The 15238-nt window shown below is 65.9% G+C and carries 17 protein-coding genes; 8 read left to right on the top strand and 9 right to left on the bottom strand.

The features are described 5' to 3' along the window. Positions 1-40 precede the first annotated feature (40 nt). On the bottom strand, positions 41-2332 hold the full coding sequence (locus K6301_RS04595) for a LysM peptidoglycan-binding domain-containing protein (RefSeq protein ID WP_247219575.1): 2292 nt from the start codon (positions 2330-2332) through the stop codon (positions 41-43). A 160-nt stretch (positions 2333-2492) separates the two neighbouring features. On the opposite strand from K6301_RS04595, the gene K6301_RS04590 reads away from it, so the two are divergent. After that, on the top strand, positions 2493-3113 hold the full coding sequence (locus K6301_RS04590; protein ID WP_247219574.1) for an LOG family protein: 621 nt from the start codon (positions 2493-2495) through the stop codon (positions 3111-3113). 73 nt (positions 3114-3186) lie between these two features. On the opposite strand, the gene rarD is transcribed toward K6301_RS04590, so the two are convergent. The 6 genes from rarD to cysS form a co-directional block, all read right to left on the bottom strand. Then, positions 3187-4131 carry an EamA family transporter RarD gene (gene rarD, locus K6301_RS04585; RefSeq protein WP_247219573.1) on the bottom strand — a complete coding sequence of 315 codons (945 nt, stop codon included), beginning with the start codon at positions 4129-4131 and terminating at the stop codon, positions 3187-3189. 116 nt (positions 4132-4247) lie between these two features. Continuing rightward, positions 4248-5864, bottom strand: a complete 1617-nt coding sequence (gene cimA, locus K6301_RS04580; RefSeq protein ID WP_247219572.1) for a citramalate synthase — start codon at positions 5862-5864, stop codon at positions 4248-4250. Positions 5865-5891: 27 nt separating this feature from the next. Beyond that, a complete protein-coding gene (pip, locus tag K6301_RS04575; RefSeq protein ID WP_247219571.1) occupies positions 5892-6851 on the bottom strand; it encodes a prolyl aminopeptidase in 960 nt (319 codons plus the stop codon). Next, positions 6848-7330 (bottom strand): GFA family protein, encoded by a 483-nt coding sequence (locus tag K6301_RS04570; RefSeq protein WP_247219570.1) that lies wholly within the window; start codon positions 7328-7330, stop codon positions 6848-6850. The genes pip and K6301_RS04570 overlap by 4 nt, the downstream gene beginning before the upstream one ends. 115 nt (positions 7331-7445) lie before the next feature. Then, a complete protein-coding gene (locus K6301_RS04565; protein ID WP_247219569.1) occupies positions 7446-7928 on the bottom strand; it encodes a GFA family protein in 483 nt (160 codons plus the stop codon). Next, positions 7925-9358, bottom strand: a complete 1434-nt coding sequence (cysS, locus tag K6301_RS04560) for a cysteine--tRNA ligase (RefSeq protein ID WP_247219568.1) — start codon at positions 9356-9358, stop codon at positions 7925-7927. The genes K6301_RS04565 and cysS overlap by 4 nt, the downstream gene beginning before the upstream one ends. Positions 9359-9932: 574 nt before the next feature. Here cysS and K6301_RS04555 point away from each other — a divergent pair. Beyond that, positions 9933-10115: a hypothetical protein gene (locus K6301_RS04555; protein WP_247219567.1), complete on the top strand. Its 183-nt coding sequence runs from the start codon at positions 9933-9935 to the stop codon at positions 10113-10115. Positions 10116-10126: 11 nt separating this feature from the next. Here the strand turns inward: K6301_RS04555 and K6301_RS04550 are convergent, their stop codons facing one another. Beyond that, positions 10127-10903 carry an SOS response-associated peptidase gene (locus K6301_RS04550; RefSeq protein WP_247219566.1) on the bottom strand — a complete coding sequence of 259 codons (777 nt, stop codon included), beginning with the start codon at positions 10901-10903 and terminating at the stop codon, positions 10127-10129. Between the two features lie 60 nt (positions 10904-10963). Here K6301_RS04550 and K6301_RS04545 point away from each other — a divergent pair, with 60 nt between their 5' ends. From K6301_RS04545 to K6301_RS04530, 4 genes are all read left to right on the top strand, one after another. Continuing rightward, positions 10964-11398 carry an NUDIX domain-containing protein gene (locus K6301_RS04545; RefSeq protein ID WP_247219565.1) on the top strand — a complete coding sequence of 145 codons (435 nt, stop codon included), beginning with the start codon at positions 10964-10966 and terminating at the stop codon, positions 11396-11398. Further along, on the top strand, positions 11395-11814 hold the full coding sequence (locus tag K6301_RS04540; RefSeq protein WP_247219564.1) for a TIGR02301 family protein: 420 nt from the start codon (positions 11395-11397) through the stop codon (positions 11812-11814). Before K6301_RS04545 ends, K6301_RS04540 begins: the two co-directional genes overlap by 4 nt. Positions 11815-11906: 92 nt before the next feature. Next, positions 11907-12176, top strand: coding sequence for a hypothetical protein (locus K6301_RS04535; protein WP_134649802.1), 270 nt, complete (start codon positions 11907-11909; stop codon positions 12174-12176). Between the two features lie 15 nt (positions 12177-12191). After that, positions 12192-12977, top strand: coding sequence for a dihydrolipoyllysine-residue succinyltransferase component of 2-oxoglutarate dehydrogenase complex (locus tag K6301_RS04530; RefSeq protein WP_247219563.1), 786 nt, complete (start codon positions 12192-12194; stop codon positions 12975-12977). 16 nt (positions 12978-12993) lie between these two features. Here K6301_RS04530 and K6301_RS04525 read toward each other — a convergent pair whose 3' ends face one another. Beyond that, on the bottom strand, positions 12994-13629 hold the full coding sequence (locus K6301_RS04525) for a nucleotidyltransferase domain-containing protein (protein WP_247219562.1): 636 nt from the start codon (positions 13627-13629) through the stop codon (positions 12994-12996). 135 nt (positions 13630-13764) lie between these two features. Here K6301_RS04525 and ygfZ point away from each other — a divergent pair, with 135 nt between their 5' ends. Together ygfZ and K6301_RS04515 are read left to right on the top strand one after the other, a co-directional pair. Next, a complete protein-coding gene (gene ygfZ, locus K6301_RS04520; RefSeq protein WP_247219561.1) occupies positions 13765-14610 on the top strand; it encodes a CAF17-like 4Fe-4S cluster assembly/insertion protein YgfZ in 846 nt (281 codons plus the stop codon). Next, entirely contained in the window at positions 14607-15236 is a 630-nt protein-coding gene (locus K6301_RS04515) for an HD domain-containing protein (protein WP_247219560.1), read from the top strand. The genes ygfZ and K6301_RS04515 overlap by 4 nt, the downstream gene beginning before the upstream one ends. Positions 15237-15238: the final 2 nt, after the last annotated feature.

The raw sequence follows: 15238 nt of genomic DNA, 5'->3' as shown, positions 1-15238 counted from the left end.
GCCGGCTGCTTCGCAACCGCCGGCGGGAAATTGTCAGGCATCAATTGCCGCGCACATGCTTGCGGTGCATCTCCTCGGCCGCCGCGTCGGTCTCCACCGTCTTGTCCGGGACGCCGAAGACCTGGCCGGGGATGATGCGGTCCGGATCGGTGATCTGGTCCTCGTTGGCGAGATAGATCGTCGTGTAGCGCACGCCCTTGCCATAGATGCGGCGGGAGATCTGCCACAGCGTATCCCCGCGGCGGATGATGACGGACGTCTTGCTGGCCTGAAGCGGCGCCTGCTCGACCGTTTCCGGCTCCTCGGCCGCGGCCTCGCCGCCCGCCGGGGTTACCGCCGTGCCGCTGCCCGCGGTTTCCGCAGTGTCAGAGCCGGCCGTCGCCGGTGCTGCGCCTTCGGTCGTGGTTTCCACGGCGCCGGCGGCGGCGCTGAGCGAAGGCATGCCTTCCAGCGCCACGAGCGCCTGGCGATAGGCATCCGCGCCCGCGCCGGCAGGAACGGCGGCCAGGCGGTCGAGCGCGGTGGAGGCCCAGCCCTTCAGCTTCTCGATGGCCGCAGCCACGTCGCCGGTCGTATCGGCCGGGACGGTGAAGCCGACGATCTTTTGGAGGGCTGCCTCCAGCGCCGAACGGCCGGTCTGGATTTCCGCCGCCGTGGCATTGCGGCCATCGGCGAAGAGCGCCACGAACTTCTGGTGGATCGCCGCGGTCTGTTCGACCAGTGCCTCGATGGAGCCGTCGGCCACGGCCGCGACATTCTCGGCCATGGTCTGCGCCTTCTCGATTGCTGGTGCGAGCGCGTCCGCGACGGCCGTCTCGATGGACCCGAGCGCCGCACCTACGGCAGCGGCATCCGCCGGCAGTGCGCGCAGGTGGGCAAGCGCGTCTGCCGCAGCGGCCGAAGCCTTGGCGGCCATCGTGCGGGCGGCGTCGCCCTCCTCTTCGCCGGGCTTGAATTCGGCCAGCGACTTCAGGGCGATTTCCGTCGCCGAGCGGGCCGCGGCCAGTTGTTCGGCAGAGGGAACGGCGCCGTTTGCATAGAGCCCCTTCAAAAGCGCCAGCGCCTTGTCGGCATCGCCGCGCAGCTTGTCGAAGGTGCCGCCGCCGATCAGGCCGAGCGCGGCATCGGAGGCGCCCGTCGCATTGTCCTGCGCGACGACGGCGGCGACCTGCTCGCCTTCCGGACGATCGAACGGCACGGAGGCGCGGAACTCGACCTTTTCGCCATCGGCGCTCATGACATCGGCACGGATCGTGTGGCGACCAACCGAAAGATCGATCGTGCCGTCGGCCACGAAACGGCCCTGCTCGTCCGCCTTCGTTTCGCCGACGAGCGTGTCGTCGGCATAGAGGCGGACCAGCGCGCCGGGCTTGGCGGTGCCGGCGATGAACATGCGCCGGCCTTCCAGCTCCACGGCCGAAACGCGGGCTTGCGCTTCCTTGGCGACGGCCTCGGGCGCAGACGCCGTCGCGGCATCGCCGGATGTCGTTGCCCCGTCCTCGGCCGCGCTGGCGGTTTCGCCTGCGGCAGGCTGTTCGCCTGCGGCCGTACCGGCATCCGCAGACGCGGTCTCGGTTGCCGGCTCGGTTGCCGGCTTGTCGGCCGTTTCGCCGGCCGGCGTCGCGGTCGCGCCCTCGGCGGCCGTGCCGGCGGTCTCGGTCTTGGGAACCGTGATCAGGCGGCTCGCCTCGCCGGGACGGGAGACCATGGCAAGCAGATCGCCCGCGCCGTCCTTGGGCACGGAAACGGTCGCGACCTCCTCGGAGGTCTTCGACGCGCCCTTGTCGTCCTTCGTGTTGAGGGTGAGCTGATAGTCGCCGGCAGCGAGCGGCTGGTCGAAGACGGCGGCGAAATCGCCCGACGGGCCGATATCGGCCGTGGCGACGACCGTATCGCCGTTCTTGATCTCCAGCTTGCTGTTCGGCTGGCCGCGGCCGGCAATGACCGTGGAGCCATCGGGCTCGACGCGCAGCACGTCGAAGGACGGCGTGACCCAGCCCTCGCCTGGCGTGGCCGGCGTCGCATCCGCCTTGGCGGTTTCCTGCGTGGCCGTTTCCTGCGTGGCGGTCGCGTCCTGTGTCGGGGTGGCTTCAGCGCCCGCTGTACCGTCGGTCGCGGCGGCCTCGCCGGCGGCTTCGCTAGTGCCGCGCGCCTGCTTGCCGGCTGCCGTGGTGGTATCGCCGCCGCCTGTGGCCGGCGTCTCGCTGGCCGTCGAGACGGTGGTTTCGGCCGGCTTGTCCGTGTTCATGTTGGGCAGCACGAAGAAAACCATGAGCAGCGTTGCCGCCGCCAGCACGATCAGGGCCACCAGGCCGGTCTTGTTCTTCATCATCAAATCTCTCTCTGTCCCGGTTTCCCGGGGAGTTCCCTGCCCGAATTGCTATCGATTCCCGATGGCTCGCACAAGGTTTGCAGCCTTCAGGAGCCTCCCACGCGCGCATTTTCCGTCATTATCCTTGACGGGCCCGCGGTCGGGTGGCTGAATCCGCCCCATGAGCGAACATTCAATGCCGATTCGATCCGTCTGTGTTTACTGTGGTTCCCAGCCGGGACGCGATGCAGCCTATGTCAATGCCGGGCGCAGCCTGGGCAAGGCGATGGCGGAAAACCATCTGCGCCTCGTCTATGGCGGCGGCACCAAGGGAATGATGGGCGCCGTCGCCAGCGGCGTGCTCGCCCATGGCGGCCGCGTCACCGGTATCATACCGCAATTCCTCATCGATATGGAGGCCACACGGCATTCGCTCGGCCAGCTCAGCGAACTGATCGTCACGCCCGACATGCACGAGCGCAAGCACAAGATGTTCGAGCGCTCCGATGCCTTCGTCGCCCTGCCGGGTGGCATCGGCACGCTGGAGGAAATCGTGGAGATCATGACCTGGGGGCAGCTCGGCCGCCACCGCAAGCCGATGGTCTTCGCCAATATCGGCGGCTTCTGGGATCCGATGCTCAAGCTCATCCGCCACATGGCCGACGAAGGCTTCATCCACACCGCCCATCTCGTGCAGCCGCTCGTCATCGACGATCCCGAAGAGATCGTCTCGACCCTGCTCGACCATTGGGCGAGCCAGGTGGACCGCGAGGGCGAGGCGGAAATCATCGCGCGGCTCTGACGCGTCGTCATCCAGCAGAAAATCGCATCATGGCCGGGCACGTCCCGGCCATTGTCGTTCGCGACAGAGGCAGCTATTCGGCCGGCTTCACTTCGGCGGCGGCCAAGCGGCGGTTGCGCGCGCTGCGCAGCATGGAGCCCGAATAGATGAAAAGTGCCGCCCATATGAAGACGAAGGCGATGAGCTTCACCGTGCCGAACGGCTCACCGAAGGCGAAGACGGCGATGATGAAGATCATGGTCGGCGCGATATACTGCATGATGCCGATGGTGGAGAGGCGCAGCAGCTTGGCGCCGTTGGCATAGACCATCAGCGGAACCGCGGTGACGATGCCGCAGGACAGGAGCCACAGCACATCCGCCATGCCGGTATCGCCGAAATGGCCCTGCCCCGTGGACTCCAGCCAGATGACATAGCCGATGGCCGGCACGCTGAGGATCAGCACTTCGAGGAAGAAACCCTGGTTCGGCCCGATCGGCAGCGCCTTGCGGCAGAAGGCGTAGAAGGCCCAGGAAATACACAGGCTCAGCGACACCCAGGGCAGGCCGCCCGCATCGAAGGCGAGGATGGCGACGGCGACGGCGGCAAGCGCGATCGCCACGATCTGCGCCCGGTCGAGCTTCTCCTTCAGGAGGACGGCGCCGAGGAAGATCGAAAACAGCGGATTGACGTAATAGCCGAGCGCCGTCTCGATGGCGCGGCCGGCCCCGATGGCCCAGACATAGATGCCCCAGTTGATGGTGATGAGCACCGCCGTCAGCGTCGCCATGCCGAGCATGCGCGGCGAGCGCAAAGCCGCCTTGATATCGGCGGTGCGGCCCAGCCAGACGAGGACGAGGCCGGCGAGCGGCACGGACCAGATGATGCGGTGCGCGACCACCTCGGCTGCCGGGATATGCGCCACCGCCTTCATGAAGAACGGCAGGAAGCCCCACAAGACATAGGCTGTCAGGGCAAAGGCGAAACCGCGCGGCGAATCGCCGGTCTGCGGGCCGCTGGAGGAATTGGCGTCGGCCATGGGTGTCACTTCCCGTCGATTTATGGATTTTTCGACGGGAATACTCCAACCGCGATGAATGTACCAATTCATTCCGGTGAAGGGATGCATGAGCGGCATTGAACCTGCCGCCCGCGTTACTCCGCCGCGACCTTGCCCGCCTCGCCGCGGTTCTTCAGGAGCTTGTAGACGATACTGTCCATCAGCGCCTGGAAGGAGGCGTCGATGATGTTGTCGGAGACGCCCACCGTCCACCAGCGCGCGCCGGAGGCATCGGTGGATTCGATCAGGACGCGGGTGATGGCCTCGGTGCCGCCGTTGAGGATGCGCACCTTGTAGTCCGCCAGCTCCAGATCGGCGATTTCCGACTGGTATTTGCCGAGGTCCTTGCGCAGCGCGAGGTCGAGCGCGTTGACCGGGCCATGGCCCTCGGCGACGGACATCATGGTCTCGCCATCGACGATGACGCGCACCACGGCCTCCGACACGGTCTTCAGCTGGCCGTTGGCATCGTAGCGGCGCTCGACCATCACCCGGAAGCTTTCGACATGGAAGAAATCCGGCACCGAGCCCAGCGTCCGGTAGGCCAGGAGCGCGAAGCTCGCATCCGCGCCCTCATAGGCATAGCCGGTGGCCTCGCGTTCCTTGACGATCTGGATGAGGCGATCGAGCTTCGGATCGTCCTTGGCGACGGTGATGCCGCGCAGCTTCAGCGCATTGATGAAGTTCGCCTTGCCGCCCTGATCCGACACCATGACCTTGCGCAGGTTGCCCACGCTCTCCGGCGTGACATGCTCATAGGTGCGCGGGTCCTTGAGCAGCGCGGACGCGTGGATGCCGGCCTTCGTGGCGAAGGCGGAGGCGCCGACATAGGGCGCCTGATGGTCGGGCGAGCGGTTCAGCAGTTCGTCGAACGTATGCGACAGCTTGGTGAGACCTGTCAGCATGTCGGCGTCGATGCCGATGTCGAAGCGTTCGGCGTAGGTTTCCTTCAGCGCGAGCGTCGGGACGAGCGTCACGAGATTGGCGTTGCCGCAGCGTTCGCCGATGCCGTTCAGCGTGCCCTGGACCTGACGCACGCCCGCCTCGACGGCGGCGAGCGTGTTGGCAACGGCCTGTCCGGTGTCGTTATGGGCGTGGATGCCGAGGTTTGCACCCGGAACGCCGGCGGCGATGACGGCCTCGACGATGGCGCGCACCTCGGCCGGCTGCGTGCCGCCATTGGTGTCGCAAAGCACGACCCAGCGCGCGCCGGACGCAAAGGCCGCGGTGGCGCAGGCCAGCGCATAGCCGGGATTGGCCTTGTAGCCATCGAAGAAATGCTCGCAGTCGATCATCGCCTCGCGGCCGGAGGCGACGACCGCCTTCACCGATTCGGCAATGCTTTCGAGGTTCTCCTCGTTGGAACAGCCGAGCGCCACGCGCACATGGTAATCCCAGCTCTTGGCCACCAGACAGATCACGTCGCTTCGCGAATCGAGAAGCGCGGCGAGGCCGGGATCGTTCGAGGCCGAAATGCCGGCGCGCTTGGTCATGCCGAAGGCAACGAATTTTGCGCGTGTGGTGCGTTTCTGTGCGAAGAAAGCCGTATCCGTCGGGTTGGCCCCGGGATAGCCGCCCTCGACATAATCCAGGCCGAACGCATCCAGCATGCCGGCAATCGCGATCTTGTCCTCGACGGAAAAGTCGATGCCGGGCGTCTGCTGGCCATCGCGCAGCGTGGTGTCGAAAAGATAGATACGGTCTTTTTTCATCTGTTCCCTCCCTGGGAACCGTCTGTCTTACTGTTTGCCCGCGAACTTGTCCGTCGCGTAGATCAGGCGATCGAGGATGCCGGGCTCGGAATAGGCGTGGCCGGCGCCCTCGATCAGGTAGAATTCCGCTTCCGGCCAGGCCTTGTGCAGCGCCCAGGCATATCTGGCCGGGCACGGCATGTCGTAGCGCCCATGCACGATGACACCGGGAATGCCGGCGAGACGGCCGGCGTCGCGCAGGAGCTGCCCCTCCTCCATCCATCCGGCATTGACGAAGAAATGGTTCTCGATGCGCGCGAAGGCATGGGCGAACTCGTCCTCGCCGAACTTGTCGCTCGTCGACGGCTCGGGCAACAGGGTGATCGTCTCGCCTTCCCACAGGCTCCAGGCCCTGGCGGCGGCAAAACGCGTCGCCTTGTCGTCGCTGGTCAGGCGGCGATGGTAGGCGTGCATCATCTCGTGGCGCTCTTCCGGGGGGATGGGCGCGATGAAACGCTCCCACTTGTCGGGGAACATTTCCGAGACGCCGAACTGGTAGTACCAGTCGAGCTCGCCCTTGGTGAGCATGTAGATGCCGCGCAGGACGAGTTCGGACACGCGCTCGGGATGCTTTTGCGCATAGGCGAGCGCCAGCGTCGAGCCCCAGGAGCCGCCGAAGACCTGCCACTTTTCGGCGCCTGCCATTTCGCGCAGCCGCTCGATATCCTCGACAAGGTGCCAGGTCGTGTTGGCGTTCAGCTCCGCATGCGGCGTGGACCGGCCGCAGCCGCGCTGGTCGAACAGCGTCACGTCGTAGAGCGCGGGGTCGAACAGGCGGCGATGGCCCGGGGAAAAGCCGCCACCGGGACCGCCGTGCAGGAACACGGCCGGCTTGGCGCCCGGCGTTCCCGCACGCTCCCAATAGATGACATGGCCATCGCCGACATCGAGATGGCCGGAGGCATAGGGTTCGATCTCGGGATAGAGGCCGCGCAGGGTATCGCTCATAATTTCAGTCCGTGTTCTGGCCAGTTTTCGGTGTCGTGGTCGGGATGCTGGAAGGAAATGATGCCCTCCTGCTGGCTGTAGTAATCCGGGTCGTCGTGAACAGGGGCGGCAAAGATCTGCTCCACCCAGGGCAGCCGCGACCCGTAGTTGACCTGGATCTGCGGGGCGAGATCGCTGCGGTCGTCAAAGGCGCCGATGGCAATCTCCAGGCCGCCGGGGTGCTTGTAGGTCAGCGGCGTGCCGCATTGCGGGCAGAAGCCGCGGGCGATGTTGACGGAGGATTGGAAATAGGCCGGCTCGTTGCGCGGCCATTCCACCTCACCCTTGGCTGTGACGAGCGGACCGAAGAAGCCGCCGAACTGCTTCTGGCACATGCGGCAATGGCAGATCGACGGACGGCCGAGCTTGCCCTTGATGCGGAATCGCACCGCACCGCACTGGCAGCCGCCGGTTCTCACTTCCTGCTCTTCCTTGCTCATGACGATATCCTTCAACGGTTTGAGGAATGGATGACGACGGCGGTGATCGGCGCCGGCTCGGCGGCGATGAGATCAAGTCCTTTGTGCAGAAAACCGAAGTCCGACCGCGGATCGATCATCGCCGATCCTCCGGCGGCCACTCATCGGTATCGTGGTCGGGATGCTGGTAGGACACGAGATCGGCGAGGAAGGACGCGGCGTCCTGGTCGGCCATCGTGTCCTCGCCGGGCAGGTCCGGGATCGTGTCGACATAGGGCAGCTTCGCCTCGATGCCCCACTGGATACGCGGGGCGATCGCGGCGGGATCGTCGAAGGCGGCGATCGCCAGCGCCACACCATCCGGCGCCTCATAGGTCAACGGCGTGCCGCAATCGGCGCAGAAGCCGCGATAGCCGTGGTTGGACGAGCGGAAGCGTTTCGGCGCGCCCCGCGTCCAGGTGAGCACCGCGTCGCGCATGGAGACCAGCGGCAGGTAGAAATTGCCGCTCGCCTTCTGGCACATGCGGCAATGACAGACCGACGCATCGCCCAGCGCCCCCTCGACACGAAAGCGCACCGCCCCACACTGGCAGCCGCCGGTTTGAGCGGATGCGGTCACCGCTTCACCTCCCAGGTCGTCACGCGTTCGCCGGTTTGGGGGTCCTTGCCGTCCTTGAGCTGGATACCCTTGGCGGCGAGGTCGCCGCGGAGTTTGTCGGCTTCCGTGAAGTTCTTGGCCTTCAGCATTTCCAGGCGCAGCTGGATGAGGCTTTCGATGCTGTCCTCCAGCGCCTGGGAGACCTCGGCCTTCTTCGGCAGGACCCCGAGAAGCGCGGCGCTCGCGGCGAAGACCGGGAGCATCAGCGGGTCGCTGTTGGCGCATTGGGCAAGGGCGTGCAGCGCCTGCACCGCGCCGACCGTGTTGAGGTCGTCGAGAAGGGGTGCGAGCACGGTCTCGTCCACGCGGCCTTCCGCCGGATTGCCGCCGGCCGGCCATTTGGCGAGCAGGCGTTCGGCCTCCTCCAGCCGCTTGACGGAAAAGTCGATCGGCTCGCGATAATGGGTCATCAGCATGGCGAGCCGCAGCACCTCGCCCGGCCACGTGCGGCCGCCGAATTTTTCCTCGTGCAGCAGTTCGTAGATCGTGACGAAGTTGCCTTCCGACTTCGACATCTTGCGGCCTTCGACCTGCACGAAGCCGTTGTGCATCCAGACATTGGCCATGACCGTCGTGCCGTGGGCGCAGCGCGACTGGGCGATCTCGTTCTCGTGGTGGGGGAAGATCAGGTCGAGCCCGCCGCCATGGATGTCGAAGACCTCGCCGAGATAGGCGGCCGACATGGCGGAGCATTCGATGTGCCAGCCCGGACGGCCGCGGCCCCAGGGAGAATCCCAGCCGGGCTCCTCCGGCGAGGAGAGCTTCCAGAGCACGAAATCGCCGGGGTTCTTCTTGTGCGTATCGACCGCCACGCGGGCGCCGGCCTGCTGCTCGTCGAGATTGCGCCTGGAGAGCGCGCCGTAATCTTCCATCGAGCGCGTGTCGAACAGGACTTCGCCATTTTCCTCATAGGCATGGCCGCGTTCGATGAGACGTTGAATCAAGGTGATCATGTCCACCTTGCCATCCGCGCGCGGCGAGACGAACTCGGTGGCGCGGGGCTCATGCGTCGGGGGCATGGCGCCGAGGCGAACGATGTCCTCGTGGAACTGGTTGGCCGTCTTTTCCGTCACGCGGCGGATCGCCTCGTTGAGCGACAGCGTGCCCGTCTCGATGTCCGACCCGAAATCGCGCAGCGCCCGGGCGTTGATCTTGTCGTCGACGTCAGTGATGTTGCGCGCATAGGTGACATGGCTTTCGCCATAGACATGGCGCAGCAGGCGGAACAGCACGTCGAAGACGATGACCGGGCGTGCATTGCCGATATGGGCGAAATCGTAGACCGTCGGGCCGCAGACATACATGCGCACGTTTTGCGGATCGATGGGCGCAAGGGGCGCCTTGGTGCGCGTGAGCGTGTTGTACAGCGTCAGGACCGGCTTTTCGGCCATTCTCATCTCCCAAAATGCAGAAACCCGGCTGGCCGGGTCGTTGTCATCCAGGGATTTCGGGGGACGAAAACGGCCGAGCCAGCGCGTGCGCTAGCGAATAATGCTCCGGCGAAGGCAGAGTACCGTTTTCATGGTGTGCTTTATTGCGCCCCGCAGGCGTCCGGTCAAGCGGGTGCGAGGGCGACGACGCGAAAATCCTGCCGCTCCTGTTCCCCGGGTGACTGGCCGTCGGTCCGGGACATGCGAAAAGAGGCCTTCGCCGCACGAAAAGGATGAACCGGATGAAGACCGACAGGACGCAGATCGACCTTACCGCACGCCATAACCCGCTCGCCATTCGCGCCGTCCTGGCGGCCGCCATGCTGGCCCGGCCACGCCCGCGGCCCGCCCGCTGATTGTGTGCGCCAGTCACAATTGTTGATCAAAAACCCCGTGCTTTCAGCGGTTTGCCGCAGAGCGATCAAAATTCGGGCAGAATTCGGCCGGAAGGCTGCGTTAAATTCATAGCTCATCGAGAGCGGCGACCGGAGGGAACACACGGGGCTGCCTCACCAACAGATCTGAGGAGAATGAAATGTCGACCGCCAAAACCCAGCCCGCTCCGCAGGGCGCCACGAAGGAAAGCCTGCAGACGCGCTACAAGCCGCTCGGCCTGCGTGCCGTCGTTGCGGCCACGCAGTGCAAGCCGGAGGTCAAGAGCGCGGATGCCACCAGCAAGCGCGATATCCCCGCCGTGCTTCAGGCGCTGCACGACTGAGCGGACGCCGCTCAGAACAGCGACAGCTGATCGGATGAAGGGGGCGCGTCAGCGCCCTTGTCCTTTTTGGGCGCCGGCGCGGCGACGACCTCCTCGACCGGTTCGAGGATCTCAGGGCCCATATTGGCGACCTTGTTGACCTTGTCGGAGACCGGGATAGCCTCGAAGAAACCGTCCTCGATCGGCTTCATCAGGTCGAGCACGTCGCGCGGCTCCTGCGTCTTGCAATCGAGCCAGCGGGAAAAATCCTCCGGGCGGATGACGACGGGCATACGATCATGAATGCGGGCGATGTCGTTGTTGGCCGCCGTGGTCAGGATGGCGCCGGTATCGACCTCGGACCCGTCGGCCGAGGACCACGTTTCCATCAGCCCGGCAAAGGCGACGATCTCGCCCTTCTTCGGGCGGATGAAATAGGCTTGCGACTTGGCGCCCTTCTCCGGCGGCCGGCGCCATTCGAAAAAGCCCGTCGCCGGCACGAGGATGCGGCGGTGGCGCATGGCGGACCTGAAGGAGGCCTTGTCGATGGCCGTCTCCGCGCGGGCATTGATGAGCAGCGGAAATTCGCGCGGGTCCTTCACCCAGCCGGGCATGAAGCCCCAGCGCACCAGCATGGCCTTGCGCTCCGGCAGGTTGCTGCCCTTCTCCAGCCGCTCACTCGCCACCACGATGACGATCGGCTGGGTCGGCGCGATATTGTAGCGCTCCGTCAGGTCGTCGATCTCGGCGAGATCGAAGAATTCGCGCGCGAGATCGGTCTTGGCCAGCAATGCAAATCGTCCACACATGGCGTCGTCATCGCACTTTGCCTATAAGGGGTCAATGAAGCGCCAGCGAACCGGATCACGATGACGACGCCAAGGATATCCAAGCCCGCCTCCTCCGCCATTCTCGAGCGCAACGGCCGCTATCTGCTCGTGCTGCGCAGCAAGCCGCCGTCGAAGGCCATGTATGCCTTTCCCGGCGGCCGAGGCGAACCGGGCGAGACGGCCGCCGAAACGGCGCTGCGCGAACTGGCCGAGGAAACCGGCATCCGGGGGGAAAACCCCGAACTCTTCGCCACCTACGATCTGTCCGGTCCCGAGGGCGCGCCCGGCAGCCTCGCCTTCTTTCTCTCGGTGTTCAAGGTGAAGGCCGATCCGCAGGCCGTTGCCGTCGCCTCCGACGACGCGGCGAGCGTCGGCTGGTACACGGCCGCAGAGATCGCCACCATGCCCGCGCCCGACAGCGTGCGCGACTGTATCGCCCGGCTCGAGGCCGAGCGGCTGGGGATCAGCGCATGATTCGCCTTCTTCTCCTGCTCAGCCTTGCGCTGGCCACGCCCGCGCTCGCCCAGAAGGCGAAGGGCGATGCGTCGGCCGCAACGCCTGCGACCCCCACCGTGGAGGAAAAGCCCGCCCCCTATGACGAGCGGCTGGAGCGCCTGTCGGAAATCCTGGGCGCGGTGCATTACCTGCGCAACCTTTGCCTCGGCCAAGCCGAAGACAACTGGCGCGCCGACATGCAGCGCCTCATCGACATGGAGGCGGCGGGCGAGCCGAAGCGGCAGGAAAAGCTGACGGCGGCATTCAACCGTGGATACCGGTCCTTCGCCGCCATCTATACCGCTTGCACCGACTCGGCAGTTGTCGCAGAACAGAGATACCGTAACGAAGGTGCAACACTTGCCACAGAAATAACCGCACGCTTCGGAAATTAGGGATTAATTAACCCCTTTTTACCTGACCCAGTGCCGTTTTGGGAAAAGGCTGCTAAGGTCGTTAACAGAGCAGTAAGAACTGAATGCCGCGCATGGACCGATTGATGGAACCTACTCTCAACGATATCGACGAGATGATCGTGCACGAGAAGATGCAGGCCGCTCTGGAATACCAGAACGAGGCCTGGGCCGACGGAATGGCTGACGGCATCGAGCCCGAAATCATCGCCGACGCGGCCATCGCTCTTGCGCTTCGCGAGACGATCCGCACCCAGGGCGAACGCGGCGCGGAAGCGATGCTCGAGGCCCTGCGCGAGCGCATGCTTGCCGGCGAATTCTCCCCCGAGCGTATCCTGCAATAGGCTGGAATTTTGATCATGCGCATACCGACGGACGGTAAAACGCTGCTTCGCGGCAGCCTCATCGTATTGTCGGCGCTGTTTGCGACAACGGCGCTCACCCTGCCCGCACGCCCCGCCTTCGCGCTCAGCGAGTTGAAGAAGGAAGAGGTCGAGGTGCCGGAGAAGCCCGCCGAGGGCGAAAAGGCGGCACCGGTCGAGGAGGAGCAGGAGAACGCCGCTCCCGTCGAACTGCCGCAGCCCGACCCGCTGATCCGCAAGCGCGATTCGGTGACGGAGCCCGCGGACGAGCCCGCCGTCACCGACGACAAGCCCGCCGAAGAGGAACCGCAGGCACCCGTCGAAGTCCTCTACGACATCGAGAAGGCGCCCGAACCGGTGCGCCGCATGCGCCAGCTGATCGTCGAGGCCGCGGCCTCCGGCGATATCGAGCACCTGCGCCCCCTGCTCGGCAAGGGCGTGACCGAAACCCAGGTCTCCATGGTCGAGAGCCAGGAAGGGCCGGTCGAGACCCTCAAGGGCCAGTCCGGCGATTCCGACGGCATCGAGGTCCTCGCCATCCTGCTCGACCTGCTGGCGACGGGCTATGTCCATGTCGGCCAGGGCACGCCGGACGAGATGTATGTCTGGCCCTATTTCACCGCCAAGCCGCTGGCCGGCCTCACGCCGCCGGAAAAGGTGGAGCTGCTGCGCATCGTCACCGCCGGCGACTTCGCCGACATGCAGGAATTCGGCAGCTACAACTTCTACCGCGTCGGCATCGCGCCCGATGGCCAGTGGAAGTTCTTCGTGACCGGCGACTAGGACCGGCCGCCCCCACCTATAAAGCCGCCAGCCAACCGTGGTCAGGGTAGGCCTTCGCGATGCACGCTTTCAGCCAGCGGCGTCGATCCTCATCAAGCATGGGCGCGGCGCGCGCGAAATCGGCCTCATCCTTCTCCCGCCGGTATTTCGCCTTGAAGAGCAGTACGGCCTCCGGCGCGAGATAGGGAATTCCATCCTTGGTGACCTGCACCATGTCGGTGCGCGAGCGCCGGATCGAAGGATCGCGCTTGTATATCCAGGTCTCCAGCGTGCCCTCTTCCAGCATCATGTCCGCCCGCCAGCAGCCGGCCGCGACGTCCTCGCACCAGACCTGTGCAATATCGGCAGGCGGCGCTTCGTCCCCCAGCAAAGGCCGCACCTCCCCGTTTCCCACTGCGTGAAAGCGCAGGCCGGTCAACGCATGGCGAAACAGGGGAAGTTGCGCGCGCAATACCGTAAACTCGATGTCTTCATGCGGCCGCGTTTCGGCGCCGTGCCACAGGTCGAGCGCCCAACCACCGACGACGCACCACGGTCGCCTGACGCAGGAAACCCTGCGCGCCAATTCCTGCGGGTGCCAGGCACACCAGGCATCGTGCGGGATTGGGGATGCTTCGCTCATGACTTCGCTTTCGATCTGGAAGGCAGTCATAGCGGCTTTGCGTGGCGCGGCAAGAGGCGCGACCTTGCGAAAGGCGTCCGGCCGTTCTACCTCTGTCTCGATGGGTGCATCGACGCACCGCCTGCGCCGGGCGTTTGCCGGCGCGCGAGATATCTGGATCCTGCCATGCCTTCCGTCACGCTTTCCGGCCGCGCCTTTCTCCATATTTCCGGCAAGGACGCCGAGACCTTCCTGCAATCGCTGATTACCACCAACCTGCCGGAGCTGGCCGAGGGCGAGATACGCCCCGGCGCGCTGCTGACGCCGCAGGGCAAGATCCTGTTCGATTTCCTGATCCGCCGCGATGGCGAGGGCGCCTTCCTGATCGAGACGGGCGCGGACCAGCGCGACGCGCTCCTCAAGCGGCTGACCATGTACCGGCTGCGCGCCGCCGTCGACCTTTCGGCCGTGGACGGCGACAGCGTGACGGTCGCCTGGGACGATGCGCAAGCCGGGGCGCCGCAGGACGGCCGCTTCGCCAAGGCGGGCATCGCCCTGTCGCGCGTGCCCGGCGCGGCCGGCAGTGACGACCCGGCCCTCTACGATCTCCTGCGCATCGAAGCGGGCCTGCCGGAAGCCGGCAGCGACTATGCGCTGTCGGACGCCTTTCCGCATGACGTGCTGCTCGATCTCACCGGCGGGGTCTCCTTCCGGCAGGGTTGTTATGTCGGCCAGGAGGTCGTCTCGCGCATGCATCATCGCGGCACGGCGCGCCGCCGCCCGGTCATCGTCAAGGGCGAAGTGGCGCTGCCCGACACCGGCGCCGAACTTCTGGCCGGCGGAAAGCCGATCGGCACGCTCGGCAGCGTCGCCGGCACGCTCGGGCTTGCCATCGTGCGCATCGACCGCGCGGGCGAGGCCATCCAGTCCGGCACGCCGATCACGCTCGACGGCGCGCCCGTGACGGTGGAACTGCCGCACTGGACCGGGCTCGCCTTCCCGCAGGATGCCGCGGAGGCTCCCGCACCATGAGCAGAACGGTGCGTTCCAGGACCGAGCCGCGCGCCTGGCAGCGCATGCTGTCGGGCCGGCGCCTCGACCTGCTCAACCCCTCGCCGCTCGATGTCGAGCTGTCCGATATCGCCCACGGGCTTGCCCGCGTCGCGCGCTGGAACGGCCAGACCAACGGCGACCATGCCTTTTCCGTCGCGCAGCACTCGCTGATCGTGGAGACGATCTTCCGTCACCAGAACCGCTGCGGCGTGGACGAATGCCTGATGGCGCTGCTGCACGATGCGCCGGAATATGTGATCGGCGACATGATCTCGCCGTTCAAGGCGGTGGTCGGCGGTGGCTACAAGACGGTGGAGAAGCGGCTGGAGGCGGCCGTGCACCTGCGCTTCGGCCTGCCGCCCGTCACGCCCGCCGCCGTGAAGGCGAAGATCAAGAAGGCCGACCAGGTCGCCGCCTTCTTCGAGGCCACCGAGCTTGCCGGCTTCTCGCATGCCGAGGCCGTGAAATTCTTCGGCGCGCCGCGCGGCATCACGCTCGACATGATCGACATCACCCCCGTTCCCGCGCTGGAAGCGCAGCGGCTGTTTAGCGCGCGGTTCGAGGCGCTGGAGCGGGAACGCGGCCTCACCGCCGCGGCCGTGTGACG

Source organism: Shinella oryzae, assembly GCF_023038235.1.
GTDB classification, from domain to species: Bacteria; Pseudomonadota; Alphaproteobacteria; order Rhizobiales; family Rhizobiaceae; genus Shinella; species Shinella sumterensis.
This window is presented reverse-complemented; position numbering and strand designations above follow the sequence as displayed.

What these genes read in the sequence shown, in the direction of transcription:
- ygfZ (WP_247219561.1), top strand. Translation starts at nt 13,765, where the DNA reads ATGCCTTCCGTCACGCTTTCCGGCCGCGCCTTTCTCCATATTTCCGGC.
- K6301_RS04545 (WP_247219565.1), top strand. Translation starts at nt 10,964, where the DNA reads ATGACGACGCCAAGGATATCCAAGCCCGCCTCCTCCGCCATTCTCGAG.
- K6301_RS04535 (WP_134649802.1), top strand. Translation starts at nt 11,907, where the DNA reads ATGGACCGATTGATGGAACCTACTCTCAACGATATCGACGAGATGATC.
- K6301_RS04570 (WP_247219570.1), bottom strand. Translation starts at nt 7,330, where the DNA reads ATGAGCAAGGAAGAGCAGGAAGTGAGAACCGGCGGCTGCCAGTGCGGT.
- K6301_RS04525 (WP_247219562.1), bottom strand. Translation starts at nt 13,629, where the DNA reads ATGACTGCCTTCCAGATCGAAAGCGAAGTCATGAGCGAAGCATCCCCA.
- K6301_RS04555 (WP_247219567.1), top strand. Translation starts at nt 9,933, where the DNA reads ATGTCGACCGCCAAAACCCAGCCCGCTCCGCAGGGCGCCACGAAGGAA.
- K6301_RS04515 (WP_247219560.1), top strand. Translation starts at nt 14,607, where the DNA reads ATGAGCAGAACGGTGCGTTCCAGGACCGAGCCGCGCGCCTGGCAGCGC.
- K6301_RS04550 (WP_247219566.1), bottom strand. Translation starts at nt 10,903, where the DNA reads ATGTGTGGACGATTTGCATTGCTGGCCAAGACCGATCTCGCGCGCGAA.
- pip (WP_247219571.1), bottom strand. Translation starts at nt 6,851, where the DNA reads ATGAGCGATACCCTGCGCGGCCTCTATCCCGAGATCGAACCCTATGCC.
- K6301_RS04590 (WP_247219574.1), top strand. Translation starts at nt 2,493, where the DNA reads ATGAGCGAACATTCAATGCCGATTCGATCCGTCTGTGTTTACTGTGGT.
- K6301_RS04530 (WP_247219563.1), top strand. Translation starts at nt 12,192, where the DNA reads ATGCGCATACCGACGGACGGTAAAACGCTGCTTCGCGGCAGCCTCATC.
- K6301_RS04595 (WP_247219575.1), bottom strand. Translation starts at nt 2,332, where the DNA reads ATGATGAAGAACAAGACCGGCCTGGTGGCCCTGATCGTGCTGGCGGCG.
- rarD (WP_247219573.1), bottom strand. Translation starts at nt 4,131, where the DNA reads ATGGCCGACGCCAATTCCTCCAGCGGCCCGCAGACCGGCGATTCGCCG.
- cimA (WP_247219572.1), bottom strand. Translation starts at nt 5,864, where the DNA reads ATGAAAAAAGACCGTATCTATCTTTTCGACACCACGCTGCGCGATGGC.
- K6301_RS04540 (WP_247219564.1), top strand. Translation starts at nt 11,395, where the DNA reads ATGATTCGCCTTCTTCTCCTGCTCAGCCTTGCGCTGGCCACGCCCGCG.
- cysS (WP_247219568.1), bottom strand. Translation starts at nt 9,358, where the DNA reads ATGGCCGAAAAGCCGGTCCTGACGCTGTACAACACGCTCACGCGCACC.